The 25,437-nt window shown below is 52.3% G+C and carries 25 protein-coding genes and 1 pseudogene; 10 read left to right on the plus strand and 16 right to left on the minus strand.

What is annotated here, in order from left to right; genetic code table 11:
* The 4 genes from glyA to J9253_RS06605 form a co-directional block, all read right to left on the minus strand.
* Entirely contained in the window at positions 1 to 1,278 is a 1,278-nt protein-coding gene (gene glyA, locus J9253_RS06590) for a serine hydroxymethyltransferase (protein WP_210223851.1), read from the minus strand.
* Between the two features lie 80 nt (positions 1,279 to 1,358).
* A complete protein-coding gene (locus tag J9253_RS06595) occupies positions 1,359 to 1,946 on the minus strand; it encodes an META domain-containing protein (protein WP_228291522.1) in 588 nt (195 codons plus the stop codon).
* Positions 1,947 to 2,091: 145 nt separating this feature from the next.
* Positions 2,092 to 2,703: a 1,6-anhydro-N-acetylmuramyl-L-alanine amidase AmpD gene (ampD, locus tag J9253_RS06600; protein ID WP_210223853.1), complete on the minus strand. Its 612-nt coding sequence runs from the start codon at positions 2,701 to 2,703 to the stop codon at positions 2,092 to 2,094.
* Entirely contained in the window at positions 2,700 to 3,044 is a 345-nt protein-coding gene (locus tag J9253_RS06605) for a thioredoxin family protein (RefSeq protein WP_228291523.1), read from the minus strand. Before J9253_RS06605 ends, ampD begins: the two co-directional genes overlap by 4 nt.
* Before the next feature lie 83 nt (positions 3,045 to 3,127).
* Between J9253_RS06605 and J9253_RS06610 the strand changes: the two genes are divergently transcribed.
* From J9253_RS06610 to rep, 3 genes are read left to right on the plus strand one after another with little or no spacing between them, the layout of a single operon-like run.
* Complete coding sequence (locus J9253_RS06610) at positions 3,128 to 4,063, plus strand: AAA family ATPase (RefSeq protein ID WP_210223854.1); 936 nt, start codon at positions 3,128 to 3,130, stop codon at positions 4,061 to 4,063.
* Positions 4,063 to 4,743: a DUF3226 domain-containing protein gene (locus J9253_RS06615; protein WP_210223855.1), complete on the plus strand. Its 681-nt coding sequence runs from the start codon at positions 4,063 to 4,065 to the stop codon at positions 4,741 to 4,743. Before J9253_RS06610 ends, J9253_RS06615 begins: the two co-directional genes overlap by 1 nt.
* Before the next feature lies 1 nt (position 4,744).
* Positions 4,745 to 6,742 (plus strand): DNA helicase Rep, encoded by a 1,998-nt coding sequence (rep, locus tag J9253_RS06620; protein WP_210223856.1) that lies wholly within the window; start codon positions 4,745 to 4,747, stop codon positions 6,740 to 6,742.
* Between the two features lie 6 nt (positions 6,743 to 6,748).
* Here rep and J9253_RS06625 read toward each other — a convergent pair whose 3' ends face one another.
* On the minus strand, positions 6,749 to 7,363 hold the full coding sequence (locus J9253_RS06625; protein ID WP_210223857.1) for a flavin reductase family protein: 615 nt from the start codon (positions 7,361 to 7,363) through the stop codon (positions 6,749 to 6,751).
* Positions 7,364 to 7,451: 88 nt separating this feature from the next.
* On the opposite strand from J9253_RS06625, the gene J9253_RS06630 reads away from it, so the two are divergent.
* Positions 7,452 to 8,801 (plus strand): TrpB-like pyridoxal phosphate-dependent enzyme, encoded by a 1,350-nt coding sequence (locus J9253_RS06630; RefSeq protein ID WP_228291524.1) that lies wholly within the window; start codon positions 7,452 to 7,454, stop codon positions 8,799 to 8,801.
* 111 nt (positions 8,802 to 8,912) lie between these two features.
* On the opposite strand, the gene J9253_RS06635 is transcribed toward J9253_RS06630, so the two are convergent.
* From J9253_RS06635 to J9253_RS06660, 6 genes are read right to left on the minus strand one after another with little or no spacing between them, the layout of a single operon-like run.
* Positions 8,913 to 10,622, minus strand: coding sequence for a BatD family protein (locus tag J9253_RS06635; protein WP_210223859.1), 1,710 nt, complete (start codon positions 10,620 to 10,622; stop codon positions 8,913 to 8,915).
* Positions 10,616 to 12,454, minus strand: coding sequence for a VWA domain-containing protein (locus J9253_RS06640; RefSeq protein WP_228291525.1), 1,839 nt, complete (start codon positions 12,452 to 12,454; stop codon positions 10,616 to 10,618). Before J9253_RS06640 ends, J9253_RS06635 begins: the two co-directional genes overlap by 7 nt.
* Positions 12,455 to 12,461: 7 nt before the next feature.
* Positions 12,462 to 13,445, minus strand: a complete 984-nt coding sequence (locus J9253_RS06645; protein ID WP_028488032.1) for a vWA domain-containing protein — start codon at positions 13,443 to 13,445, stop codon at positions 12,462 to 12,464.
* Positions 13,438 to 13,914, minus strand: coding sequence for a DUF4381 domain-containing protein (locus tag J9253_RS06650; RefSeq protein WP_210223860.1), 477 nt, complete (start codon positions 13,912 to 13,914; stop codon positions 13,438 to 13,440). The genes J9253_RS06645 and J9253_RS06650 overlap by 8 nt, the downstream gene beginning before the upstream one ends.
* A complete protein-coding gene (locus J9253_RS06655) occupies positions 13,911 to 14,855 on the minus strand; it encodes a DUF58 domain-containing protein (RefSeq protein WP_210223861.1) in 945 nt (314 codons plus the stop codon). The genes J9253_RS06650 and J9253_RS06655 overlap by 4 nt, the downstream gene beginning before the upstream one ends.
* Complete coding sequence (locus tag J9253_RS06660) at positions 14,855 to 15,826, minus strand: AAA family ATPase (RefSeq protein WP_028488029.1); 972 nt, start codon at positions 15,824 to 15,826, stop codon at positions 14,855 to 14,857. The genes J9253_RS06655 and J9253_RS06660 overlap by 1 nt, the downstream gene beginning before the upstream one ends.
* A gap of 92 nt (positions 15,827 to 15,918) precedes the next feature.
* Here J9253_RS06660 and J9253_RS06665 point away from each other — a divergent pair, with 92 nt between their 5' ends.
* The 4 genes from J9253_RS06665 (at position 15,919) to pyrE (ending at position 18,496) form a co-directional block, all read left to right on the plus strand.
* Positions 15,919 to 16,230 (plus strand): BolA family protein, encoded by a 312-nt coding sequence (locus J9253_RS06665; protein ID WP_210223862.1) that lies wholly within the window; start codon positions 15,919 to 15,921, stop codon positions 16,228 to 16,230.
* Between the two features lie 158 nt (positions 16,231 to 16,388).
* Complete coding sequence (locus J9253_RS06670; RefSeq protein ID WP_210223863.1) at positions 16,389 to 16,874, plus strand: hypothetical protein; 486 nt, start codon at positions 16,389 to 16,391, stop codon at positions 16,872 to 16,874.
* A gap of 115 nt (positions 16,875 to 16,989) precedes the next feature.
* A complete protein-coding gene (gene asd, locus J9253_RS06675; RefSeq protein ID WP_210223864.1) occupies positions 16,990 to 17,844 on the plus strand; it encodes an archaetidylserine decarboxylase in 855 nt (284 codons plus the stop codon).
* A gap of 10 nt (positions 17,845 to 17,854) precedes the next feature.
* Positions 17,855 to 18,496: an orotate phosphoribosyltransferase gene (gene pyrE / locus J9253_RS06680; protein WP_210223865.1), complete on the plus strand. Its 642-nt coding sequence runs from the start codon at positions 17,855 to 17,857 to the stop codon at positions 18,494 to 18,496.
* A gap of 78 nt (positions 18,497 to 18,574) precedes the next feature.
* On the opposite strand, the pseudogene J9253_RS06685 reads toward pyrE, so the two are convergent.
* A pseudogene (locus J9253_RS06685) lies at positions 18,575 to 18,667 on the minus strand (transposase); the annotation flags it as partial.
* A gap of 43 nt (positions 18,668 to 18,710) precedes the next feature.
* On the opposite strand from J9253_RS06685, the gene J9253_RS06690 reads away from it, so the two are divergent.
* Positions 18,711 to 19,727 carry an RNA-guided endonuclease InsQ/TnpB family protein gene (locus tag J9253_RS06690; RefSeq protein WP_210223866.1) on the plus strand — a complete coding sequence of 339 codons (1,017 nt, stop codon included), beginning with the start codon at positions 18,711 to 18,713 and terminating at the stop codon, positions 19,725 to 19,727.
* A gap of 39 nt (positions 19,728 to 19,766) precedes the next feature.
* On the opposite strand, the gene J9253_RS06695 is transcribed toward J9253_RS06690, so the two are convergent.
* On the minus strand, positions 19,767 to 21,245 hold the full coding sequence (locus J9253_RS06695) for a cytochrome-c peroxidase (RefSeq protein ID WP_210223867.1): 1,479 nt from the start codon (positions 21,243 to 21,245) through the stop codon (positions 19,767 to 19,769).
* 181 nt (positions 21,246 to 21,426) lie between these two features.
* Here J9253_RS06695 and J9253_RS06700 point away from each other — a divergent pair, with 181 nt between their 5' ends.
* Positions 21,427 to 21,921 (plus strand): helix-hairpin-helix domain-containing protein, encoded by a 495-nt coding sequence (locus tag J9253_RS06700; protein WP_210223868.1) that lies wholly within the window; start codon positions 21,427 to 21,429, stop codon positions 21,919 to 21,921.
* Between the two features lie 65 nt (positions 21,922 to 21,986).
* Here the strand turns inward: J9253_RS06700 and J9253_RS06705 are convergent, their stop codons facing one another.
* The 3 genes from J9253_RS06705 to J9253_RS06715 form a co-directional block, all read right to left on the minus strand.
* The gene (locus J9253_RS06705; RefSeq protein WP_210223869.1) at positions 21,987 to 22,244 is read right to left on the minus strand and encodes a helix-turn-helix domain-containing protein; all 258 of its coding nucleotides are present in this window, start codon (positions 22,242 to 22,244) and stop codon (positions 21,987 to 21,989) included.
* A 515-nt stretch (positions 22,245 to 22,759) separates the two neighbouring features.
* Entirely contained in the window at positions 22,760 to 23,284 is a 525-nt protein-coding gene (locus J9253_RS06710) for a disulfide bond formation protein B (RefSeq protein WP_210223870.1), read from the minus strand.
* Positions 23,285 to 23,344: 60 nt separating this feature from the next.
* Positions 23,345 to 25,384, minus strand: coding sequence for a monovalent cation:proton antiporter family protein (locus tag J9253_RS06715; protein WP_228291526.1), 2,040 nt, complete (start codon positions 25,382 to 25,384; stop codon positions 23,345 to 23,347).
* Positions 25,385 to 25,437: the final 53 nt, after the last annotated feature.

A 25,437-nucleotide genomic window follows, 5' to 3' on the forward strand; every position in this document is an offset into this window, starting at 1 on the left:
TTACGCCGGGTGATCGCCAAACGAGGTAGACTTGTAGACCGGGAAGCGCGCGCAAATGTCCAGCACTTGCTCTTTCACCCGTTCGATCGTGGCAGTGTCTTCCACATTGTCCAACACGTCTGCCATCCAGTTAGCCAGTTGCGCGGATTCTGCTTCCTTGAAACCACGGGTGGTAATCGCAGGCGTACCCACGCGGATACCGCTGGTGACGAAAGGCGATTGCGGGTCATTCGGCACGGAGTTCTTGTTAACGGTGATGTTCGCAGCACCCAGCGCCGCATCCGCAGCCTTGCCGGTAATGCCTTTGGCAATCAGGTCAACCAGCATCAGGTGATTATCCGTACCACCAGAGACGATTTTATAACCGCGTGCAATCAGGGTTTCTGCCATGACGTTGGCATTCTTGGCGACTTGCTGCTGGTAAACGGTAAATTCAGGTTCGAGGGCTTCCTTGAAAGCCACCGCTTTGGCAGCAATGACGTGCATCAAGGGGCCGCCTTGAATACCGGGGAATACCAGTGAGTTGAACTTCTTTTCCAAATCAGGATTGGATTTCGCCAAAATGATACCACCACGCGGGCCACGCAAGGTTTTGTGCGTCGTGGAAGTGGTCACATCAGCAATTTGCACCGGGTTAGGGTATACACCAGCGGCCACCAAACCGGCAACGTGTGCCATGTCGACCATCAGGTACGCACCAACTTTATCGGCGATTTCACGGAACTTGCTCCAGTCAATCACGCGAGAGTAGGCCGAGAAGCCTGCCACGATCATTTTGGGCTTGTGTTCAACCGCCAGGCGCTCAACTTCAGCGTAGTCAATGTAGCCATCATCAGTGATGCCATATTGCACTGCGTTGTAGATTTTGCCGGAGAAGTTGACTTTTGCACCGTGGGTCAAGTGACCACCGTGTGCCAAGCTCATGCCCAGCACGGTATCACCGGGGTTCAGCAGTGCCATGTACACGGCTGCGTTGGCCTGTGAGCCGGAATGCGGTTGCACATTGGCATAATCCGCGCCAAACAATTGTTTGACGCGGTCAATAGCCAGTTGCTCGGCTTTGTCGACGTATTCGCAACCACCGTAATAACGCTTGGCGGGGTAGCCTTCCGCGTATTTATTGGTTAACACAGAACCCTGAGCTTCCATCACACGCGGGCTAGCGTAGTTTTCAGAAGCTATCAGTTCAATGTGCTCTTCTTGACGACGCACTTCGGACTGCATCGCATCCCACAATTCATCGTCATAACCTGCGATTTTCATCTGGCTAGAAAACATGCCGCTTTTCTCCTGCGCGTTAGAAGCTAAAAAAGCCTTGTATCATACCACCCTTTTAACCTCAATCTAGCGTGTTTTCATCAGGAAGTCGCAGGAGGTGCCGGTTCTGGTGCAGGCGCGGGTACAGGAGCAGGAACGGAACCATCAGCCGGGGTCGTACTTTCCACGCCACCGTCACCGTAATGCCTAGTAAAGACCACCGACTGCTCGCCATTCATGTTGAAAAAGTGCAGCATACTGCCTTCCTGCTGGACACTGCCTGCACGCCCCAACGTCCGCAGATAGCTGCCTTCCCAGCTCCCGACATTAATTGTCGGCAAACCTGCTCCCGTCGACAATACCGGGCAACCTTTCTCGCCTCGCTCAATCTTGGTCATCTTGAAACCCGTATGGCCAACCCGCTGGAATATAGCCGTGTAATCATTACAACCAGCGAAACCTTTCAGAGCGTTGTCCCCAACCTCCATGGTGATATCCAGTTCTATGGGTACTTTGTTGCCATAAACGGAAAATAAACGCCATTTTGTACCCAACAATGAGGGACCACCGCTGTTTAGCGGGCAAGTACCGACAGGTAATGCTGCGGGTGCTGGTGTCACTGGTTCGGCAAACACACGCCCAACCAACAAGGCTAACGGCAGTAACAGCAGACTCCTGCGTGTCTGCATAAATGATTTTGACCCTGAATTTTGCATACTCATGAAACACTCCCTAGTTTGTACTTGATGATGTAAATGCTGTGCTAACTGTATTATTCAAGCCACACTCGTACAGTATAGGGTAGGACACGATACTTTGCTGATCGAATCTTTTTTATGCTGGCGGTGGTATTTCTACAACAAACGGACATTCACTGCTTGCAGAGGCGGGTAAGTCCACCGCCAGCACCTTGCTCAAACGTTGCCAGTCGAAAAATGCGCCGGGATCCGTTTTGCGCCCCGGTGCAATATGTTCGTGCCCGGTAATGTGCTGCATACTCAAACCCGGATAGGCAGCCACCAGTGCAGGCAGCAATTGCGCCAACTGTTGGTACTGGGCTTCGGTGAAAGCTTCAAAATCAGTGCCTTCGATTTCAATGCCGATGGAAAAGTCATTGCAACGCTCCCGCCCGCGCCACTGCGACACGCCCGCGTGAAACGCCCGTAAATGGAACGGCACGTATTGCACGATTTCACCTTCACGTCGGATCAGCAAGTGACTGGCAACCCGCAAATGGCAAATATCGGCAAAAAACGGGTGTGCCGTCGGGTCGAGTTGATTGGTGAAGAGCTGGTCGATCCAATTCCCGCCAAATTCGTAGGGTGGCAGGCTGATATTGTGCAACACGATCAGTTCCGGCACACAACCATTCGGGCGTTCATCGTGGTTGGGGGATGGACACTGGCGGGCAACGTCCAGCAGGCCGGTTTCTGCATCAATGATCATGGCTCATCCTCGGCGGGTAATTGCAGTGCGGCCTGAATGGCTGCGTGAATTCGCGCTGGCAGTGGTTCGGAATGGAGTTCACAGTGATAATGCCCATCCACATACAGGTACATTGCGGGCAAATGGAAAATTTCCAGCGCGTTCACCAGCCCGCCATTGTGGACGGCATCCACCTCGAAGACGGGTAAGGCTGGAAACTCACGCCGGTATTTTTCCAGTGCAATCTTGAGGTTGCGACACGCCCCACAGTTGGGCGCGGTGAAAAACACCAATGCCGCGCCGGGCGTTTCTGTCAGCACATGGTGAAAATTGAGATCGGTAAGGCTTGCAATCGTTGTCATGATGGGGATTATACATGCACTTGTTCACGCCTCTAGCCGGAATTTGCTATAGTTCGGAGACTTATGGATGAAGGACAACCACCATGCTCGACAGCCTGCACATCAAGAATTTCCGCTGCTTTGAAGACCTCACCATCCCCTCGCTGGGGCGGGTAAATCTGATCGTGGGGAAGAACAATAGCGGGAAGAGTACGTTGTTGGAGGCTATTGCACTTTTTTCACAGCATGGTCATTCACAGGCTTTAAAGGATATTGCAAAAATGAGGGGTGAAGTATTTTCAAAAAAAACCCTAAGTATTTTAGAAGGAGATTCCTATATTGGGGATTCATCTAAAAAAAACCATATTCAATATAAACATCACTCACAAAATGGTCGTGTGGATGTTAGTGTAGTGATAAACGACAAGAATCTTACAGAAAAGCATGTGCACGAACAACTATTCCCCGAAGATAATCATACATTTTCCTTCATCAAAACAACCATATATCCAGAAAAAGAATTAGCTAAGGCATGGGATAAAATAAGAATACAAAAAAAAGACCAGCTACTAAAAAATGCCTTACAGATTATAGATAAAAATATTGACGATGTTTTTTACACAACAAACCAAGTGACTATGGTTTCTGTTGCAGGCGAAGAAGAAGCTCGCTCTATAAAATCTATGGGTGAAGGCATGAGTCGTCTACTGCAAATATTCCTGTACGCTTATCAAGCCAAAGGTGGCTATCTGATGATCGACGAGTTCGAAAATGGCTTGCACTATTCGATTCAGGAAGATGTGTGGGAGAAGCTATTCAAGTTAGCAAAGGAGCTTGATATTCAGGTATTTGCGACAACTCATAGCGAAGACACAGTGAAAGCATTTTGCAAGGTATCGCTTGCAGATGAAGAAGTTGACGGCAAACTCATTTCACTGGGACGCAGTGCCGCAATTGCCGACAACGGAAAAATTCTTGCGGATGTTTACGATGAAAAGACTCTTGTCTGGATTGTTCAATCTGGCATGGAGGTTCGTTAATGACCGACCAACGTATTCTTTTAGTTGAAGGTGAAAGTGATAAAGATTTTTGTCAGCAATTAATTTGCACCCTTAAACTAAATGTAACTATCGAACCCGAAACACCTAGAAGTTTATGTCAACACGCAGAAAGTGATGGCGTTGATGTCTTACGCACCATTGCTTTACCTTTTGCTCTGACTCGTCTCAGCAAAAAACAAATAACGCATTTAGCCGTTATTGTAGACGCAGACTCATCTGTTCATGGTTATGGTTTTCTCAAACGCCGCGCACAGATCACGGTATTATTAGAGCAACATGGCTATATCATTCCAACATTACAGACTCCATTTAGTCAGGGCGAAATATTTCCACACACCAAAGCAGGCATCCCATCTGTTGGCTTATGGATCATGCCAACCCACAGCACTGATGGAATGCTAGAAGATTTACTGCTCGATAATTTAGGTAATCCCGCGCAACAATCCTTACTAAGCAAAGCCGACGCGGCTATCAGTGATTTAGGCGACTTACGCACGTTTAAAGACACACACTTATCCAAAGCTCGCCTTTCCACCCTACTGGCATGGCAAAAGAAACCCGGTACATCCGCAGGCAAAGCCTATCAATCGGGTGTATTCAGCGCCGACTCCACAGCCATCACTGCATTCACCCTCTGGCTCCAAAAAGTATTCCAATAACATGAACGGACTCAACCCTGAACAACAAGCTGCGGTCACGCACCTCGGCTCTCCCCTCCTCGTCCTCGCGGGCGCAGGCAGTGGCAAAACCCGTGTGATCACCCAGAAAATTGCCTGGATGATCCGCAAAGGCGTGCATTCTGCCGACCAAATCGCCGCGATCACCTTCACCAACAAGGCCGCCCGCGAAATGCGCGAACGCGCCACGCAACTCTTGACCAAGGAAGAAGCCAAAGGCTTAACCGTTTCCACCTTCCACACCCTTGGCCTCAATATCATCAAGCGCGAAGCCAAACGCCTCGGCTACAAAAAGAATTTCAGCATCCTCGACGCGCAAGACAGTGCCGCCATCCTCAAAGAACTCGCCCACAAAGAAGATGTGGAGGAAGCCGATAACCTGCGCTGGATCATTTCCCGCTGGAAAAACGACTTCATCTCAATCGAGCAAGCCGCCCTGCTCGCCAATACCACCGACGAAAAACTCGCCGCGATTTTATACGAAAAATACCAGCGTCAAATCAAAGCCTATAACGCCGTCGACTTTGATGACTTGATCGTGCTACCCGTGCAATTGTTCGAGCAACACCCCGACGCCCTGCAACACTGGCAAAATAAATTACGCTACCTGCTAGTCGACGAATACCAAGACACCAACGCCTGCCAATACCGCCTGATCCGCTTGCTGGCTGGCGTTCGTGGCGCACTGACTGCCGTAGGCGACGACGACCAATCCATCTACGCTTGGCGCGGCGCACGCCCGGAAAACATTGCGCAATTACAGCAAGATTACCCCATGCTCAAGGTCGTCAAGCTGGAACAAAACTACCGTTCCACCAGCCGCATCTTGCAAAGCGCCAACAAACTCATCGGCAATAACCCACATTTATTCGAGAAAAATCTGTGGAGCACCCTCGGCGAAGGCGACCCGATCCGTATCATGCCCGCCCGCACCCCCGAACACGAAGTCGAAAAAGTTGTCGGAGAAATCCTCAAATCCCGCTTCCGCGACCGCGCTGAGTTCAAGGATTTCGCCATCCTCTACCGAGGCAATCACCAAAGCCGCTTGTTTGAAAAAGCCCTGCGCGAAAACAATATCGCCTACAAAATCAGCGGTGGCACCTCGTTTTTCTCACGCGCCGAAGTCAAAGACATCCTCGCCTACCTGCGCCTGATCAGCAATCCCGACGACGATGCCGCCTTCCTGCGCATCATCAACACGCCCAAACGCGAAATCGGCACGTCCACGCTGGAAAAGCTCGGTGAATACGCCCACGAACGCAAAACCAGCCTGCTCACTGCCGCCCAAGAACTCGGCTTTGCCCAGCGCGTGTCTGCCAAAGCCACCCAGCGCATCGAAACCTTCTGCGGCTGGCTGCACGAAGTCACCCGTGCCGCCGAAAATGCCGACCCCACCAAAATCACCCAACAAGTCATCAATGACATCGGCTACGAAGACTGGCTAAAAAACACCTGCAATACCCCCAAACAAGCCGAATCGCGCATGAAAAACGTCTGGGAAATCGTCGAATGGATCCGCAAACTCCACGACGATGGCGCAGGCAAAGAAACCCTCAGCGACATCATCGCCCACATGAGTCTGGTTGACATGCTGGAGCGTAATAATGAAGAAAAAGAACAGGATGCGGTCAGCCTAATGACCTTACACGCCGCCAAAGGGCTGGAATTCCCCAGCGTGTTTCTGGTCGGTGTTGAAGAAGAACTCCTGCCCCACGCCAACAGCGTCGACGAACAAAGCATTCAGGAAGAACGCCGCCTCGCCTACGTCGGCATTACCCGCGCCCAGAAAAACCTCACCATCAGCTACGCCAAAACCCGTTCGCGCTACGGCGAAGCCTCCACCGTCGAACCCAGCCGTTTCCTTGACGAATTACCGCCAGAACATCTGGAATGGGAAGACAAAAAAGTGGTCACACCCGAAGAGCGGCAAGCGACCGCCAGTGCATATGTAGCTAATTTACAAGCATTATTAGGGGATTAAGCCCCCTCACGACGCTGGTTTCAAACGCGCCACTTCCCCAAAGTACGCGTACTCCCCCGCCCCCAGCCGCCCTATGGGCTGGAAAGCGGCAGCATCCACGTTAAGACGACCAGCTTCATTGATACTCGCAATACTATCAGCCGCATACAGCGCCTTGATCTTGCCCAGCAATAAGGCATAGCTACCATCCCCCAACGGAACTTCTGAATACAATTCACAGGCAAACGCCACCCGGCAATCTTTCAGACGGGGCAAGCTGAACCCTTCAAACGCAACGGTTTCTAATCCCAACATCTCAATTTCAGAAGCACCCTCTGGCAAGCTCGCCGCACTGGCATTCAAGGATTCCAGCATCTCGGTATGCGCGATGTGCACCACAAATTGCTTACGTGCTTGAATATTGCGGCGGGTATCCTTAAGCGCACCATCGGGCTTACTCCCCACCGATAAGCTCAGCAGCGGTGGATCACTGTTAACCGCCGCAAAATACGAAAAGGGCGCAAGGTTTAAGCTGCCGTCCTCATTTTCCGACAGCACCCAAGCGATGGGACGCGGCACAATGGTTTGCGTCATCGCAAAATAAATATCAGAGGATGACATCCGTGAAAAATCGAGATACATAATAATTAATCCTGTAGTTTTTGCATTGCACACTTCTGGTGCAAATGGGAATATAAAGCCCACAATTCACATGGAAAAGGAGATGTGCATGACCACCAAAATATACCTGCCTGAATCAGAAATGCCTACTCATTGGTACAACGTTGTTGCCGACATGCCCAAGCCGCCGCTGCCCTATTTGGGACCAGATGGCAACCCGGTTCCCCCCGAAGCAATGCTGGCAATTTTTCCCGAAGCCTTAGTGATGCAAGAAGTCAGCGCCGAACGCTGGATCAAAATCCCCGACCCGGTACGCGAAGCCCTGACCATGTGGCGTCCCTCCCCTCTCTTCCGCGCCCACCGACTGGAAAAGCTGCTAAAAACACCCGCGAAAATCTACTACAAAAACGAAGCCGTTAGCCCGGCAGGTTCGCACAAACCCAATACCGCCGTGGCACAAGCGTATTACAACCAGCAAGCAGGCATCAAACGCCTTGCCACTGAAACCGGCGCAGGCCAGTGGGGCTGTTCACTCGCGCTGGCGGGGCAAATGTTCGGGCTGGAAGTGCGCGTCTACATGGTCAAGGTCAGTTACCAACAAAAACCTTACCGCCGTTCCCTGATGCAAACTTGGGGTGCAGAAGTCTTCGCCAGCCCCACCGACATGACTGAATCAGGCCGTGCCATCCTCGCTGCCCACCCGGACTCACAAGGCTCACTCGGCATCGCTATTTCCGAGGCAGTGGAAGAAGCTGCCAGCCGTGCCGACACCAATTACGCGCTAGGTTCGGTGCTCAACCACGTCATGCTGCACCAAACCATTATTGGTCAGGAAGCCCGCAAACAACTGGAAATAGTGGGTGATTACCCCGACATGATTTTCGCCTCATGTGGCGGTGGCTCCAACTTCGGCGGGATTGCCTTCCCATTTTTTGCCGATAAAGCAGCCGGGAAAAATGTACGGCTGGTGGCAGTAGAACCCACTTCCTGCCCAACTCTCACCAAAGGTATTTATGCTTATGACTACGGTGATACCGCTGGCCTGACTCCACTGATGAAGATGTATACGCTAGGCCATGACTTCATGCCACCGGGTATTCACGCGGGCGGGTTGCGTTACCACGGCGAATCCGCACTGATCAGCCAATTGTACAACGAAGGCTTACTCGAAGCTGTCGCCATACCTCAACTGGAAACCTTCGCAGCGGGCGTGATGTTCGCTAAAACCGAAGGCATCGTTGCCGCACCGGAGTCTTGCCATGCTATCGCCGCTACCATCCGTGAAGCCCAGAACTGCGCAAAAACCGGCGAAAGTAAAACCTTGCTGTTCAACCTGTCAGGCCACGGGCATTTCGACATGACCTCTTATGAACGCTACCTGCGAGGTGAGTTGACTGACTTCGACTACCCCGAAGAAGCTATCAAGGAATCACTCGCCCACCTGCCGAAAGTTGGCTAGTCATTTAGCTTCAGGCTCCTTCGGCGCGTCTGCTGTCTCTGCCACGTCGAAGGCGCTTCACTCTCACCACTTGTTGGCCAGCTTTTTACCCTTGAAGCGCACCAGAAATCCTTAATCCGGGTAAAGTGCCGTCAGCCCTGAATCCTTGGCGTGTGTCGCACCCGCTGGCTTGAAGTCCTGAAGTGCCTGTAGCAAAGCAGCACCTTGCCAGCCGCCACTACTGCGCCCGTAAAGCACTGCATTCAACGCATCAATTTCAGCTTGTAAACGGGGCGGCGCTTGTTCACGCAGCGAAGCAAGCAAGGCTGGGCGAATATTTAACCCCACGCCAATCCACTGCACCAACGCATCATGGCTTGCCTGCGCTTTGTTTTGTTGGCAAGCCTGCTCAAGCTGCTTCCACACTATTTTCGCATCGGCAGGCTTGCGGGGTGAAGGAACAGCAGCAGAAATCCTTGCTGTTGTTTGCGGAACAGGGCTACGGGATGTTTGCCACCAACGCCATACTAACCAAGCAAGCGTTGCCACCACCCAAATCAACAGTACACTTGCTGCAAATCTGCCCCACGAAAACCATGATTCATCCGGCTCAGGTGCAGCACTAAGGGCTTGCTTGTCGGGTGTTGAAGCAGCTTGTGGCTGGCTCGTGGCAGGTGATGCTGGCACGGCCTCCCCACCTGTTACCACCAGCTTGGCTGGCTCAACCTTGGCCGTTTCCTGCTTGCCGGTGCTGGTATTCCACCAATCGACCGCTATGCCGGGGAAATCGTATTGGCCATTGTAAGGCGCAACCACTACCCACTTTTCCTGACGCACGCCGACGACGCCATTATTTCCCGCGTCATTACGCAATTCTGGCTTATCGGTGTATGCCTTGATGCCTGCCGGAATCGGAATATCAAGTTTGGGCAATTGTTCCGCTGCCAGCCCATCCGCCACGATGGCCAGGGTCAGGGTAACGGGTTCACCCGCTTTGAGTTTATCCGGGGGGATTTGCCAGTGGGCATTCAGGGTAAGGCTGTTGGCGGGCAGCCATTGCTTGCCGGTATAACTGGCGGGTTGCCCTTGCACTTGCAGGGTTAACGGTTCGGAAAAACGCCGGATACGCTTGCCACTCAAACCAAACGGGTCAAAAGTGTTCGACCCCGGCTCGGCAAGGATACCTTCAAAGGTGGTGCGCCCCAACGTCAACTTGCCGCTTTGCTGCGGGGTCAAGGCATAGCGGCGCTCGATCACCTGATAATTACGCCCGTTACGCATCATCGTGGTATTGCGGGTATTGCCAACCTGTTCGATATCACCCTTGCCGCTTTCAATCGGCGGATGGCTCAAGCTGGCTTGCTGCTCCAACGGCGTGACGTGAAACATGCGCTGGGTCACGATGGTTTGTTGCTGCACAAACGGCTGCTGCGGCTCAGCACTCAGTTCGATGAAAATATCGGGTGCGCCGCCAGCAGTGGGCTGTGGCTGGTCTAGCACTTGCACATCCAGCGACTGGCTTTTATCGCTGCCAAACTGGATGACCGGAATGGTCACTGTCCCGGTTTTACGCGGGTAAAGCCGTAATTCCCACGTGGTGCTAATGGTGCTAACACCGTTGATCATGCTGAAACTGTTGCTTTGGGAACGCCCGCGTACCTCAAAATCCTGTTCCAGCGGGGAAAAATCAGGGTCGGCGGACACCATACCATTCGCCTTAAAGGTCAGGACAACCGGGTCGCCCAAGGCCACCGGATTACGGTCAATCTGGGCAACGATGGCAGCCGCCTGCGCCCAAAATGGCAGGAACCACAACACTGCCATCAAGAGTAACCTTACCATTCTTCACCTCGCGCCTGACCACCCCGTTGCTGGTATTGGTACTGGAATTTACGCCGCCACAAGCCAGAGGGGTCATCAGGAATACGCCGCAACCATTGTTCAGCAGCCTGTTTCTGCTCACGCTGTTGCGGGTCATCCTTCGCCTCCTGCTCACCCTGATCTCCCTTGTCTTTGGAGTCTTGCTTGTCCTTGTCCTGCTCGCCTTGTTTGGCCTGCTGCTCTTGCTGCTTGGCTTTCTCTTCAGCGGCTTTGGCCTTCTCGGCATCTTGCTGTGCCTGAGCATCCTGTTGCTGTTGATCTTTGCCCTGTTGCCCTTGCTGACCTTGCTGATCCTGTTGTTTTTGCTGGTCTGCGCCGGACTGGGGCTGTTGCTGCTGACCTGACTGGTTTTGCTGCTGATCTTTTTGCTGGTCTTGTTCTGGCTTCTGTTGTTGCGAGTCGTTTTTGCCCTGCTGCTTGTCCTGATTTTTCATCGCATCTTCAAGAACTTTTAGGTTATAAGCCGCATCTTCATGCTTGGGGTCGGCTGCCAACACCTGTTGGTAAGCCGCTATCGCTTCCTTGAACTTGCCTTCCTTCGCCAAAGCATTGCCGTAATTGTACTGGCCGTTAACGCTGGCCTGACTCGCATACTGCTCAGCGGCAGTGGTGTAATCCTTGCTTTTATAGGCGGCTGCACCTTTCCACTCAGGATTCTGAAACAGTTCCGTAGCGCGTGCTGCTTCGCCGCTCTCGAAGGCGGCTTCTCCCCGCTGATCGGGGGTTTTCCATAACTCATCCCAACTGAAAGCGTGAGCAGGTTGTTGTTGCGGCAGCAAAATACACACCAGCATAACGCTCAACCAACCGCGCCGAAACGCCAATACTGCCAGCGGTAACAGTAAGAGCACCAACCAATAGCCTTCGTTTACCCACGTATCGGTTTGCCGCCCTTGCACAGCGCTCAACTGATTGGCAGCGGTTGCTTGCCATTGCGCAGTGAGTGTATTCAGGTCAGCATCGCCCAAGGCAGCACGGGCAAACGCACCATCACCGGCTTTGGCAATGCGTTGCAAATCATCCAAATTAACCTTGGCAACCACCGTTTTACCGGAACTGTCGAGCAAGAAACCGCCCTGCGCACGCGCTACCGGCGCACCGTCAGCAGTACCCAACGACAACACGGACACATGATAGCCTTGACCAAGTGCTGTTCCAGCGGCTGACACCGCCTCTTCCGGGTCAGAAGCGCCATCGGTAATCAGCAAAACATTGCCCTGTTTCATCCCCGACTGCTGGAGCAATTCCACCGAACGCTGGATCGCAGGTGCCAACAAACTACCGGGGGCAGGCATGATTTCTGGCGAAAGGTTTTTCACCTGCTCTTCAATGGTATCCACATCATCAGTCAGCGGCGTCACCGTAAAGGCATCGCCCGCAAACACTACCAGTCCATTCTGGGCATCCTTGCGCGCGTTCAGGATGTCGAGCAATTTGAAACGTGCCAGCGTAATCCGGTTGGGCTTTTCATCTTCCGCGTACATGGAGGCGGAAAAATCCATCGCCACCACCAATGCCTGCTGGTTACGGAACACCGGCACTTCGCGCTTTTCCCACGCAGGCCCCGCCATCGCCAGCACCGCTACCAACAAGGCCCCCGATAATAGCAACAGTGGCAGGAACCCCATGCTCCCCGCCTTGCCACTCAACACAAACGGCATCAGGTGTTTGTCCACCACCTGTTCCCAGCCGCCGTTTTGACGGGCACGCCATAACTTCATCCCCCACACGGCGGGGATCAACACCAACAACCAAAGCCATTCAGGGTGCAGGAAATGCAGGTCGTTCAACATCACACAATCACTCCCGATTCAGCCGCAGCACCGCCGCCGCCATGCTCAACACAAAGGCTGCCAGCAACGGCCAACGGAACAATTCCTGCTGTGGACGCCATTGTTGCGCTTCTTTTTCAGCAGGTTCCAACCGATCCAATTCGGCATAAATATTGTGAAATTCCTCGGTGTCACGGGCGCGGAAATACGCGCCCCCGGTACGTTCAGCAATGGACTTGAGGGTCTTCTCATCCAAATCCGCCGTCGGGTTCATCAACTGGAAACCGAAGACGCTGCGCATTTGGTCACTTTCAGAACCAATACCGACAGTGTAGATCTTCAAACCCGCCGCTGCCGCCATATCCGCCGCTTCCAGTGGGCTGACACTGCCAGCGGTATTCGCGCCATCGGTCATCAGGATCAGCACGCGGTTTTTCTCCGGGCTAGCCTGTAAACGCTTGAGTGCCAAACCAATCGCATCACCAATCGCAGTACGTTCGCCCGCCAGACCAATCTGGGACTCGTTCAGCAATTGCAGCACCGTCTGGCGGTCAAAGGTCAGTGGCACTTGCAAATACGCCTGATCCCCGAATAACACCATACCCACTCGGTCGCCAGTACGCTTGCGAACAAACTCGCCCGCTACCGCTTTGGTTGCCACCAAGCGATCCACCACTTGCCCGTTGAGGATGAAATCCTGCTCCTGCATACTGCCGGAAAGGTCTACCGCCAGCATCAGGTCACGCCCCGACACGGGCATTGCCACCGTATCACCAATCCATACCGGACGAGCCGCAGCCGCCACCAGCATCACCCACGCCACACTGGCCAGCAGCAAAGCTAACAGGCCATACCACGAACTGCCCAACAACTGCTTGCCTTGCTGAAAATCTTCCAGAAAAGGCACTTTCAGCGCAACGCCCTCGGCTTGTTCAGCGGGTTTCAACCACCAACGTATCAGTAACGGCAGCGGCAACAGCGCAAACAGCCACCACCAGAGGAATTCATACATGGCTTTTCCCCCGTTGCAACTTAATCCATTCGCGAATTGCTTGCAGCAACGCCGTGGTTTCCGCCTGTGTTTCCGGGCGATAAGGTATTTCGGTCAACAAATGCGCCAGCTTGCCAGAAAATAACGGCTTGCCCGCTTTATCATCCAGAAACTTGACCCATGCCTCACCCGTCAAGCCAGACACCGCCTGCCGCCCGTATTGCGTCATGGCGATACGGCGCAACAGAACGGACAGTTCCTGCAACAATTCCTTGGTATTTTTGCCGTGCTTGCCTTGTAAGCGCTCCAGCTCGGACAGCGCCAATTCCAGACCCTGCTCACTACGCCGTTGCTGCTGCCAGCGCCAGAATAGCCAGATAATCACCGCCAACATCAAGCCAGCCAATAACCACCAACCGGGGGCAGGCGGCCACCAACCCACCGGGGCAGGCAAATGAATATCGCGTAGTGGTAATTCTTCCGGGTTCATCGTAACCCCCGCGACAATTTCAGCAAGCGTTCGTTATCGCTATCTGCCGTCGACAATTGCACCAGCGGAATGCGGTGGCTACGGCTGAAGTCCTGCAAGGTTTTCGCGGTTTGCTCCACGCGCTTGGCATAGCGATCCCGCCATAAACGCAGCCCCAGATTGAGCAACAAATTGCGCTTGCCATCCGTCAAACGCAGGCTGCCGCTAGTAGCGGGCAGCTTTTCTTCAAACGGGTCATGGATGGCAACCAAGGTAAGCTGCGAATGTTCTGCAATCATCGCCAACTGGCGCAAGGCTGCCGGGTTTGCTTGGCGAAAATCGCTCAACACAAACACTTGACTGCCCGGTTGAGTCACACGACGCAAACGTGTCCAACTTGCCTGCAAGTCGCTGCGACTACGCTCAACAACCGGCTTCCCGCGTGTCATATCGCTCAACTCACGCAAGAAATGCAGCGCCGCCGAACGGCTACGCGAAGGCTTGAACTCGACGTGTTCGCCATTTTGCAGCAAACCACCAATACGGTCGCCATCGTCGAGGGTTTTCCAGAGCAGCAAGCTCGCCACATCCGCCGCCACCACCGACTTAAAACGCCCTCGGGTCGCAAAAAACATCGACGGGCGTAAATCCACCCACAGCAGCACCGGCTTTTCGCGCTCTTCCTCAAACACCTTGGTATGGACGCGCCCACTACGCGCCGTCACCCGCCAGTCGATGCTGCGGATGTCATCACCGGGCTGGTACATGCGGGATTCGGCGAAATCCATCCCCCGGCCTTTGTGCACGGAACGGTGCAAGCCAGCATGGCGGGAACGGATATGCTTTTTCGCCAAACGCAAAGTACGTACCTGCCCCTGCAAACTTAACAGCGCTTGCAGGGAACGGAAGACGATGCCTTCGCCACTGCGCTCACTTCGGTTACGCTCAGCGACCGTCGCCATCAGGGAACAGCCACCAATGCCAGCAGTTCGTCAATAATATGGTTGGCGGTCATGCCATCGGCTTCTGCTTCAAAGGTCAGCAGCAAACGGTGACGCAATACATCGTGCGCCACGGCTTGTACGTCTTCGGGGCTGACGAAATCGCGGCCTGCCAGCCATGCGTGAGCGCGGGCGCAACGGTCCATCGACAGCGTGGCACGCGGGCTGCCGCCGTAAGCAATGCTACCTGCGAGGGATTTGCCGTAGCGTTCCGGGTTGCGGGTCGCCAACACCAGTTGCAGCAGGTAGGTTTCCACCTTGTCTGACATGTAAACATTCAGCACATCCTGACGCGCCATCAGCACATCTTCGCGGCTGACTAGCGGGGCAACCTCTTCTTTTTCGTGGCGCACTTGCTGCATGGCTTCCTTGCGCCCCAAATGCAGGATGACTTTTTCTTCCGCAGGCGTTGGGTAATCCACAATCACGTGCATCAGGAAACGGTCGAGCTGCGCTTCCGGCAAATGGTAAGTGCCTTCCTGCTCAATCGGGTTCTGGGTTGCCATGACCAGAAAAGGTTCGGGCAGCTTCCAGGTTGTCCCCGCGACCGTGATCTGGCGTTCTGCCATCGCCTCCAGCAGTGCCGATTGCACTTTGGCAGGCGCACGGTTGATTTCATCCGCGAGGATCAGGTTGTGGAACAAGGGGCCTTTCTGGAAATGGAACGAGCCATCATTGGGGTGGAACACTTCCGTGCCGGTAATATCGGCGGGCAGCAAATCCGGGGTGAACTGGACGCGGTGAAAATCCCCCTCTATGCCCTGCCCCAGCATCTGGATAGCGCGGGTTTTGGCCAAGCCCGGCGCACCTTCCACCAGCAAATGCCCATCCGCCAACAACGCCATCATCAGGCGGTTGATCAGGGTTTTTTGCCCAATGATTTTGCTTTGCAAATACTGGGACAACTTGTCAAAGTTTTCTTTTTGGTTCATGTTAGCCGATCATTGTGTGGGTGTAGGGCGGAATATACGCGCCCCGTTCCCGTTGTTTCAAGTTAATCATCGTTAATCCAAGTGCAAAGACCATGACTATACAGACCGAAATTGAACAAAAAATCCAGCAAGCCATGCAACCTGACTACCTCGAAGTCGTCAACGAAAGCCATATGCACAACGTGCCTGCCGGTTCTGAATCGCACTTCAAAGTGACGGTTGTGAGTGAGCAGTTCAAGGGGAAAATGCTGATTGCACGCCACCGCCAGATCAATGGCATCCTAGTGGAAGAACTCAATGGCAAGATTCACGCGCTGGCACTGCATACCCTGACGCCGGAAGAGCATTTTGCCAAGGGGGGTAAAGTGGCGGATTCACCCTTGTGTGCGGGTGGTGGGAAATAAATTCTCCACAGATGGGTTTGCGGCCTTACTATTGCGCTTTTATCATCTGCAAAAAAATTGCAGAAATCGTGCAGAAACCTCTTTACATTAGAAAACACTAATATTATGATATTAACACATTAAAGATTTCTCACATACCAACGCTAGGAGACAATATTATGAAACTGCAAACTATCACTTTCGCTGCCCTGATCGCTTTGGCTGGCACTGCTTCCGCTGACTTCACTGATGGCTTTGACAACGGTTCCGGTTATGGCAACGGCTACGGTAACGGCACGGGTTCTACTGCTGCTAACGGTAATGGCTACGGCAACGGTGCTGGTGATGTTAATGGCTGGGGTCGTGGTAAAGGCGACGCAGATGGTGAAGTTGATTTCGCGATCACTTTCAAAGGCAAAGGCAAAACCAACATGGCGACTGACATGGCTGGTAACGGCAAAGGCAATGGTGACTGGTACGGTGCTGGCAATGGCTACGGCTACGGCAACGGTGCTGGCAACGGTTACGGCTACAGCAACACTTCCCAAAATGGCTACAATGGTTACGGCGCTCCGGCAATGATGGCTCCACAGATGATGCCACAAATGCCAGCTGCTGCTCCACAAGCTGCACCAGCAGCGACTGTTGCAACACCTGCAAAGTAATCCGTAAGCATCACAGTTTGCTCAAAGGCGTCCTCTGGGACGCCTTTTTTGGTTTATTCTCCCACAAATTCCCGTATTATCCCGCCTTTACCCCCTGATACAGACGAATTAGCGCATGAATTTATCCGATTTTGTAAAATCCTGGCCACTTTACCTGTTACCGCACCATTTCATTTCCCGCTTGGTGTTTCGCCTGACACGGGTGCAATGCCCTCGCGTCGTCCCCGCTGCTATCCGTCTGTTCAGCAAGATTTTCAAGGTGAACCTGGAAGAAGCCGTCAACCCTGACCCTGCCAGCTACCCGACCTTCAATGCCTTTTTTACCCGACCACTGAAACCGGCATTACGTCCCCTCGCCGCAGGCAATAGTGTCTTGGTTAGCCCTGTCGACGGGCGTATTAGCCAAATGGGCAAGATTGAAGAAGGGCGAATTTTTCAGGCGAAAGGCCACGAATATTCCGCGCTGGAACTGCTAGGTGGTGATGAAAACCGTGCTGCACCCTTTATGAATGGGCAGTTCATGACCATTTACCTGTCACCTCGCGATTACCACCGCATCCACATGCCGCTGACGGCCACTCTGACAGAGCAGGTATATGTACCGGGGCGGCTGTTCAGTGTTGCAGGGCATACTGCCCGTACCATTCCGCGCCTGTTTGCCCGTAATGAGCGCGTCGTGGCGATGTTTGATACTGATTTCGGCAAACTCGCGATGGTGCTGGTGGGTGCTATCAATGTTGCCGCCATTGAAACCGTCTGGGATGGGCTGGTGACACCCCCGCAAGGTTGGGGTGTAAAACGCCAAACCTTCCCTGATGTTTCTTTGGCAAAGGGTGAAGAAATGGGACGTTTCAACATGGGTTCAACCGTTATCCTGCTGCTGGAACAAGGGCAAATTCCTTGGGACAAGGCGCTGGGCGCAGACATAGCGGTACAACTGGGACAAGCATTCGCAGATTTACAAGCATAGGATCAAGGTAATGAAAACATATCAACAGGATTTTCTGGATTTTGCTATCGGTCAAGGCGTATTGCGCTTTGGCGAATTTACCCTGAAATCGGGGCGTATCAGCCCTTACTTTTTCAATGCTGGTTTGTTCCAGACAGGTTCTGCCCTGTCACGTTTAGGCAAATTTTATGCGCAAGCCATTGTCGATTCTGGGGTGGAATTTGACATGTTGTTTGGCCCTGCCTACAAAGGCATTCCGTTAGCCGCTGCCACTGCCATTGCTTTGTATGAACATCATGGCAAAGATTACCCCTATGCTTTCAACCGCAAGGAAGCCAAGGATCACGGCGAAGGCGGCACAATCGTCGGCGCTCCCCTGCAAGGCCGGGTACTGGTGATTGATGATGTGATGACCGCCGGTACAGCCATCCGCGAATCTGCCAACATGGTAGCAGCGCATGGCGCAAAACTAGCAAGTGTGGCCATTTCACTTGATCGGCAGGAACGCGGTACAGGTGAAAAATCTGCCGTGCAAGAAGTTGAAGCACTGTATGGCATTGCCGTCATCAGCATCGTCGGCCTGAATGAAGTCATTAACCACGTTGGCAGTCATCTGCAAGACGCCACCCTGCTCGCAAACGTACAGGCTTACCGCAACCAATACGGTATTTGATCAGGTTGCGCGGCAAACCCCGTCCTTCAGGTCGGGGAGGATAGCGCGGGTGGCGAAGCCGCCCTATGTTCGGAGTGTTTAGTGTGGTGTCTGCTGCTGCTCAATGTATTGGTGAATGAGAGAAATAGGGGCACCGTCACAGCTACCCGCAAAATAACTGGGCGACCATAAAGCGTCGTTGTCATTAACTCATAGACCAAACTACAATATGAGGATGCAACGACTACAAGCCTTCAAATACGAACTCATGCCCAATGGTGAAACACAGCGTCAACTACGCCGTTTTGCTGGGTCATGCCGCTTCGTTTACAACAAGGCATTAGCGTTGCAGCAAGCCAACCATGAAGCGGGCGAAAAATTCATCGGTTACGTGGCAATGGCCAAACACCTGACGGCATGGCGCAATGGGGAAGAAACGCCGTGGCTGAAAGATGCCCCGGTTCATCCCCTGCAACACGCCCTCAAAGACCTCGATAAAGCCTACCAAAACTTCTTTGCGAAACGTGCTGATTTCCCCCGCTTCAAGCGTAAAGGCAGCGGTGACAGCTTCCGTTATCCTGACCCCAAACAAATCAAGCTCGACCCAGGCAATAGCCGACTTTTCTTGCCGAAACTGGGCTGGATACGCTACCGCAACAGCCGCGATGTGCTGGGAGAATGGCGCAATGTCACGTTTTCCAGCAAGGGCAGCCAATGGTTTGTCAGCATCCAAACTCAGCGGGAAGTGGAAAAAATCGCCTCTCAAGCCACGACAGCCATCGGCATCGACCTGGGTATAGCCCGTTTTGCCACGCTCAGCCAAAACCACGCGTTCGTGTTCATCGAAGATTTGCAGGTCGGTAATATGTCGAAGTCAGTGGCAGGCACGGCAGAAAACCCCGGCAAGAACGTTGCCCAGAAATCCGGCTTAAACAAAGCCATTCTCGATCAAGGTTGGGGCGAATTTCGACGGCAACTCGACTACAAGATGGTATGGAAGGGCGGGATGTTGTTTGCCGTGCCGCCGCATTATACCAGTCAGGAATGCCCCGAATGTCATCATGTAGCGGCGGATAATCGTCAGACGCAAGCGCGGTTTGTGTGTGTGCAATGCCATTACGAAAATAACGCCGATCATGTCGGCGCGATCAATGTTTTAGAGCGGGGATACCGCTTGTTAGCCTGTGGAGATGCGGCCTTAAGCCGCTCGATGAAGCAGGAACCCACCGAAGTCAGTCAGCTATCTAGCTGAATGCAGTAGGAATCCCCTTCCTTCAGGGAGGGGAGGATATCAATAAAACCGTGCATTCAATTGCAAGCCCATCGGATCCTGCTGAGCAGGGTCTGATGAAGGTATCCAACGGCTCAGGCAATCCGGGCGAGTCACACAAGGGTCAGTGAGGGTTTGCAGGAAAGCCATCAAATACTGCACATCGTCTTCGCTATACACCTGACCGGCAATGTCGGTATTACCCCCCAACATTTCACGCAAGTTCGGCTGAAGCTGTGCCGTCGGAATATTGGCTTGTTGCAGTTGCTGCGGGTCGTAATCGAGCGCTGCCTGAAACGGGTTGAGCATGTGCCTTACCACGGCATCGAGGCTAGTGTAAGCACCATTATGCCCCCAAGGGCCTGTCACCGTGACATTCAACAAGCTAGGCGTGCGGAAGCGGAATTTGTCTTCCACTTGCTGCGTCACCAGCCAGCGCCCATAGTCCTGCTGGTTCTGTGGGTCACGATTGTCTTTGCCTGGGCCAATCGGTGGCATTAGCACATTGCGGAACTGTTCATCCGTAAAAAAATCGCCACGATGGCATGAGGCACACGCATATCCCCCCGCGCCGCGTTCCCTGAAAAACAGCACAGCCCCCTGCTTGGCGGGCTCACTGATTGCCGCAAAATTACCCTGTACGTATTGCTTCCATGCATGGTTGACAAACACCTGTGAACGCTCGTATTCGGCTAGGGCAGCGGTGATATTCTGTTCGGTAATCAGGGTTTCCACCTGATCGTGAGGTTGTTGATAAGCCTGACGAAAAGCATCCAGCCAATAATCCGTTTCTGCCACAGACAGGGCATCATCCGGCGTAATGTTATTACCATATCCCCCCAAACGCTCTGCCAAACGGTCACGGCAAGATTGTGGCGTGCCAGCAGGATCAAAGGTTACGCCGCGCATTTCATGATTGGATGTCACTGGAAACCGCGCCTGCGCTTGAACCAGATTCGCCCCCGCCTGAGGGTCAGGCTGTGCATCAGCCACATCCGGCGTGGTAATACCGCCCGCCACTTGTGCAACCCGCCCATCATGGAACATGAACTGCTTCCACAAACCACTATTAAAGGTAGTCGGCGCATTACGTGACACGCCCGGTATCAGGTTGCCCTGCAATAGCCGCTTATGCCCCAGCCTATCCGGGTCGGCAGCATCCACCCCGATCGACAGCGAAAGGTTATCCCCACCTCCCAGCAAGGGATGGTGGCAAGTTGCGCAGGCAACATCCTTATTCCCCGACAGCGCTTTACTGAAAAACAGTTTCATACCCAATTGTGCCAGCGGTGACGCTATATCAGGGAGCACCTGACCTTGCAGCGGGTCGCCCGTCAGGCCATGCCGCTGAATCAACTCGCGGAGCGTTGCGTCAAGCTCGGAACGTAATACTAGGGCGTTACCATTGTCTGGCCGGTAAATGTTGTTGTTAGCCGTCTCATCTTCACAACCTTGCAACAACAACAGCGCACATAACAATATAATAAAACTCGACTGCATGATAAAAGCAACACTAATGGCAATGGGGGTGAATCTATTATTACACTGCCATAGATCAAGCCGGGAGGAGGTTTGTCTGCTGAACCCTACCATTTGGTGTATTCTGTCTGTAGAGTTATGTGTTTAGAATCAGTTTTGTAAGAAAAAGCATTAAATACAGGCTAAATCAATGGAGTTCCATATGTTTGAACAAGCAGGCATCTTTATTCTTGGTATTCTGGCAGGCTGGGTAATCGAGTGGATTTTTGTCCTCTTGTTTGTCCCCAGCCCCGAGAAAAAGCTCGAATCAGCCTTGCAAGCCAGTCGTAAAGAAAACGCTCAATTGCAAAAACAAAACAACGAGCTGCAAACAGCCTTAAATACAGCCAAAGCACCAGCGCCAGCCGCTAAAGTTGTTGAAGCCCCTGTCGCGACGGAAGCAGCACCAGCAGAAGATGATGACTTAACCAAATTAAGCGGGATTGGTCCCAAATTAGCTGAAGCCATGAACGCCGCCGGTATTAACCATTATGCGCAATTGGCAGAATTGAGTGTGGAAACACTGGGTGAGCGGCTGGCTTCTAGCGGAATCCGTTACAGCAAAGCATCAGCAGAAAGCTGGGCTACCCAAGCTGCTTTGGCAGGAAAAAGTGATTGGGATGGTTTGAAAAATTATCAAACAGCATTAAAAGGCTAACCCAAATAAAAAAGGGGCGGTTAAACTAACCACCCCTTCCTTACGTCATTATAACAAACCCTGAATCAGAGCAGATTATGACGCTTCAGCTTAGTACGTAGGGTAGCGCGATTAATACCCATGCATTGCGCTGCTTTGGACTGGTTACTGTGCGTGTAACGCATCATGATTTCCAGCATTGGGCGTTCCACCTCATCCAGCACAAGACGATAGATGTTGGATGCTTCATGCTCACCCAACGTATCCAGATAATCTTGTAAAGTACGAGCAACCGTTTCAGACAATGAAGAGTCCAGACCGGTACGAGAAGATGTATTCGTCATATTCATGCAACCTTTTTAATATTTGTTAGTGCGATTCTACACAATGCATCATGAACCGCAGCCAACTGTTTTTCAGGAGTCGTGATCGCAAAAATCCCTTTCGTTAAACTTGTCTTGGAGGTGATTCAATCCAGATACCACCCGACATGCTTCCTTGCAATACGGATAAGCGCATCCGCTCCATAAAAGTCGTGAATAGCCCCAATCTGATCTAAGACGACTCGACACCGTTTATAGACACTCTGCTGCATAAAAAGTTCTCTGGAATACAGAAAATTTTCTCTTTGTCAGAGTATCGATAACCAACCCCAAGCTGCTCGACCAATCATCAGGCCATCGGTATACGTGCAGTCAAATATTCGACAGAGAAAAATCTGCCTGCAAAATAACTAAACGCATATCCTGAATAAAAGAATACCACAGAGTGAAATATACCCAATACACGGGCTGACAAACGGCATCCTAACTCGACAAACGGTAGTTTATCAAACACATAGGACAATAGGCAAAAAAACTTAACGCATTGAAAACTCGCCAATATGATTATTATTTCGCCTAAAAAATAACCACATTAAATAAAAAGCCAGCAATACAAACACTGGAGACGTTAATTGTGGCAGGCTAAGTCCAAAAATAGACCAAGCCACATCAGTACAACTAGCACCGCTACGCAGCAATACCTCGGTCACTGACCCTTGTGGAAAATAAGTAATGAAACGATCCAGCCAAACTTCAAGACCAGGCCCACAAGATGCTGCTTCTTCAGGTGGCAAACTCAGCAACCAAACCTGACGAACGGCAATCCCGGCACTGAATAACCCGCCCAATACCAGTAACAGACCGTATACCTTGTCACCGAACCCTGACGGGTTGTGCAGGAAAGCCAGCAAGGCCACCAAACCGAGCGCCATCATGGCCAACCGTTGCAAAATACACAGCGGGCAGGGTTCCAGACCAACCACTAACTGAAAAAACAGTGCAGCCCCCAATAAAATTAAGCAGAGGATAAACACAAACAAGTAGTGAGGACGTTTATTCACAGGATCAAGTCTCCCTAAAGAAAGTCAGTAACAAAGTTATTGCTCATTAGCATTCGCCTGTCAGTTGCTATCTGGCACAGTGATGACGGGAGTAGCACTGGTTTTTGTTGTTTTACCGCCTGTTTTCAAGGCATTCTCCACTTCCCGAAAAGAATCCGATTTACCACCTTCCAGAACCAGCACATCGCCGCTTTGCAGCAAAATATCGGGTGAAGGTTGTTCCCCCCGAATATCGCCACGGCGTAGTGCCTTAATATTCACGGCAAAACGCTCCAGCTTCAGTTCTGAGATACGTTTACCAACGCCAAAATCATTATCTTGCAAGGTGAAGGTGTGCAAAAACGCCGCCTTATTACCTTGCTGGGGTTTTTCCTGATCCCCGTGATAATAGCTGTGTAAGGAACGATAACTGTCCGTGCGAATTTTTTCGGTCATCTGAAAGACTTCATCCGGGCTGAACCCCAGTTGTTCGACAATTCGCTGGGTAATCATCAAGGTTGCCTCCAGCGTCTCTGGCAGCACACTGGTTGCACCCAAGCGTTCCAATGCTTCCAAATGACGCTCATCACGGGTACGTACCAGCACGGGAATATCCTCCCGTTTCAGGCGGATAGCCTCGATAATGCGTTTGGCAACCTCAATATCCACCACGGTGATGACCACCATCCGCGCACGCAGCAAACCGGCAGCGATCAGGATTTCCGGGCGGGTTGCATCCGCATAATGCACCGGGTCACCTGCCTCCCAAGTTTTTTCCACAATACTCGGGTCAAGGTCCAGTGCAAGGTAAGAGACACCCTGTTCTTGCAAAAAGTGGGCAATATTTTGTCCCATACGCCGATAACCGCACAAGATAACATGGTCTTGCACTTCATTGACGGCCTCGCTGACCTCAGCGGCATCCTTGAACTGTTGATGGGTGTAAGTATCCGCCAGCAATACCGTGGTAATTCTCTCATTGTAACGGATGATTAACGGTGAAATAGCCATACTGATGACAATCGCCGCCAATGTCGTCTGAGCCTCACCACTCGACATCACATTATTGTTCAAAGCCAACGCCAATAAGGCAAAACCGAATTCGCCCCCCTGCCCCAATACCAAACCAGTACGCAATGATGAGGAATTACTCTTAGAAAATAACCGGGTCAACAACCCTATCAGCAGACCTTTCCCTATCGTCAAACCCAGCACCAACAGCAGTACCGGCAACCACAGGGAAGACAATACCCCAAGATCCAGCTTGGTTCCCACCGTAATAAAGAATAGCCCCATCAGAATATCCCGAAACGGGCGTATCTCACTCTCAATCTGGTGCTTGTACTCGGTTTCGCTCAACAACATCCCCGCCAGAAAAGCCCCCAAAGCCAGCGACAAACCCAGAGACTGAGTAATCCACGCCGCCGTCAAGGCCACCAACAGCACCGTAATATTGAACAACTCCAGCGATTCCGCACGAGCAATGTACTGAAACAGCGGCCGCAGCGTGTAATGTCCCACCAGCAAGGTCACAAAAAACAGCAAGGCGTAAGACGACACCTTGAATAAAAATTCACTGGTATTGCCAATTTCATTACCACCACTGGCAGCCAATAGCGGGATAACCACCAAAAAAGGCACCACCGCAATATCCTGAAACAGCAGGATACCCAAAGCAGACTGCCCATGCGGCGCACGCATTTCAGCTTGGTCATTCAATTGCTTGACCACAATCGCGGTAGAAGACATCGCCATTGCCCCGCCTGCCACCAAAGCGCTCTGCCAGGATGCTCCAAAGTAAGACAACAATGCCATTCCCGATAACGTGGAAATCACCACCTGCAAGCCACCTAGGCCGATAATGGTATTGCGCATCGCCATGAACTGCTTCATGGAAAATTCCAGCCCAATGGCGAACAGCAGGAAGACCATGCCGACTTCTCCCATAAAAGCCAGGCCTTCGCTCTCCGGGATAAATTCTGCCCCATTCATCCCCATTGCTGCCCCGACTACCAAATAGCCTAGGATAGGGGGTAAGCGCAAAGTGCGAAAGGCGGCGACAGCCCCAACAGACATTACCAACAGCAGTAAAATACTGCGCAATAGATCGTGTTCTTCCACGTAATTCCCTACAATTTACTTAAGTTGTTTTAGCCAAGTATACGGCTTTCTGA

Source organism: Thiothrix litoralis (assembly GCF_017901135.1).
Classification (GTDB): domain Bacteria; phylum Pseudomonadota; class Gammaproteobacteria; order Thiotrichales; family Thiotrichaceae; genus Thiothrix; species Thiothrix litoralis.

Excerpts from the sequence above, each read along its gene's own strand:
- glyA (WP_210223851.1), bottom strand. The coding sequence starts at position 1,278 with ATGTTTTCTAGCCAGATGAAAATCGCAGGTTATGACGATGAATTGTGG.
- J9253_RS06695 (WP_210223867.1), bottom strand. The coding sequence starts at position 21,245 with ATGCAGTCGAGTTTTATTATATTGTTATGTGCGCTGTTGTTGTTGCAA.
- J9253_RS06690 (WP_210223866.1), top strand. The coding sequence starts at position 18,711 with ATGCAACGACTACAAGCCTTCAAATACGAACTCATGCCCAATGGTGAA.
- J9253_RS06660 (WP_028488029.1), bottom strand. The coding sequence starts at position 15,826 with ATGAACCAAAAAGAAAACTTTGACAAGTTGTCCCAGTATTTGCAAAGC.
- J9253_RS06605 (WP_228291523.1), bottom strand. The coding sequence starts at position 3,044 with ATGACAACGATTGCAAGCCTTACCGATCTCAATTTTCACCATGTGCTG.
- J9253_RS06615 (WP_210223855.1), top strand. The coding sequence starts at position 4,063 with ATGACCGACCAACGTATTCTTTTAGTTGAAGGTGAAAGTGATAAAGAT.
- J9253_RS06640 (WP_228291525.1), bottom strand. The coding sequence starts at position 12,454 with ATGTTGAACGACCTGCATTTCCTGCACCCTGAATGGCTTTGGTTGTTG.
- J9253_RS06610 (WP_210223854.1), top strand. The coding sequence starts at position 3,128 with ATGCTCGACAGCCTGCACATCAAGAATTTCCGCTGCTTTGAAGACCTC.
- J9253_RS06700 (WP_210223868.1), top strand. The coding sequence starts at position 21,427 with ATGTTTGAACAAGCAGGCATCTTTATTCTTGGTATTCTGGCAGGCTGG.
- J9253_RS06630 (WP_228291524.1), top strand. The coding sequence starts at position 7,452 with ATGACCACCAAAATATACCTGCCTGAATCAGAAATGCCTACTCATTGG.
- J9253_RS06595 (WP_228291522.1), bottom strand. The coding sequence starts at position 1,946 with ATGCAGACACGCAGGAGTCTGCTGTTACTGCCGTTAGCCTTGTTGGTT.
- J9253_RS06670 (WP_210223863.1), top strand. The coding sequence starts at position 16,389 with ATGAAACTGCAAACTATCACTTTCGCTGCCCTGATCGCTTTGGCTGGC.
- ampD (WP_210223853.1), bottom strand. The coding sequence starts at position 2,703 with ATGATCATTGATGCAGAAACCGGCCTGCTGGACGTTGCCCGCCAGTGT.
- J9253_RS06705 (WP_210223869.1), bottom strand. The coding sequence starts at position 22,244 with ATGACGAATACATCTTCTCGTACCGGTCTGGACTCTTCATTGTCTGAA.
- pyrE (WP_210223865.1), top strand. The coding sequence starts at position 17,855 with ATGAAAACATATCAACAGGATTTTCTGGATTTTGCTATCGGTCAAGGC.
- J9253_RS06665 (WP_210223862.1), top strand. The coding sequence starts at position 15,919 with ATGACTATACAGACCGAAATTGAACAAAAAATCCAGCAAGCCATGCAA.
- J9253_RS06635 (WP_210223859.1), bottom strand. The coding sequence starts at position 10,622 with ATGGTAAGGTTACTCTTGATGGCAGTGTTGTGGTTCCTGCCATTTTGG.
- J9253_RS06650 (WP_210223860.1), bottom strand. The coding sequence starts at position 13,914 with ATGAACCCGGAAGAATTACCACTACGCGATATTCATTTGCCTGCCCCG.
- J9253_RS06625 (WP_210223857.1), bottom strand. The coding sequence starts at position 7,363 with ATGTATCTCGATTTTTCACGGATGTCATCCTCTGATATTTATTTTGCG.
- rep (WP_210223856.1), top strand. The coding sequence starts at position 4,745 with ATGAACGGACTCAACCCTGAACAACAAGCTGCGGTCACGCACCTCGGC.
- J9253_RS06655 (WP_210223861.1), bottom strand. The coding sequence starts at position 14,855 with ATGGCGACGGTCGCTGAGCGTAACCGAAGTGAGCGCAGTGGCGAAGGC.
- J9253_RS06645 (WP_028488032.1), bottom strand. The coding sequence starts at position 13,445 with ATGTATGAATTCCTCTGGTGGTGGCTGTTTGCGCTGTTGCCGCTGCCG.
- asd (WP_210223864.1), top strand. The coding sequence starts at position 16,990 with ATGAATTTATCCGATTTTGTAAAATCCTGGCCACTTTACCTGTTACCG.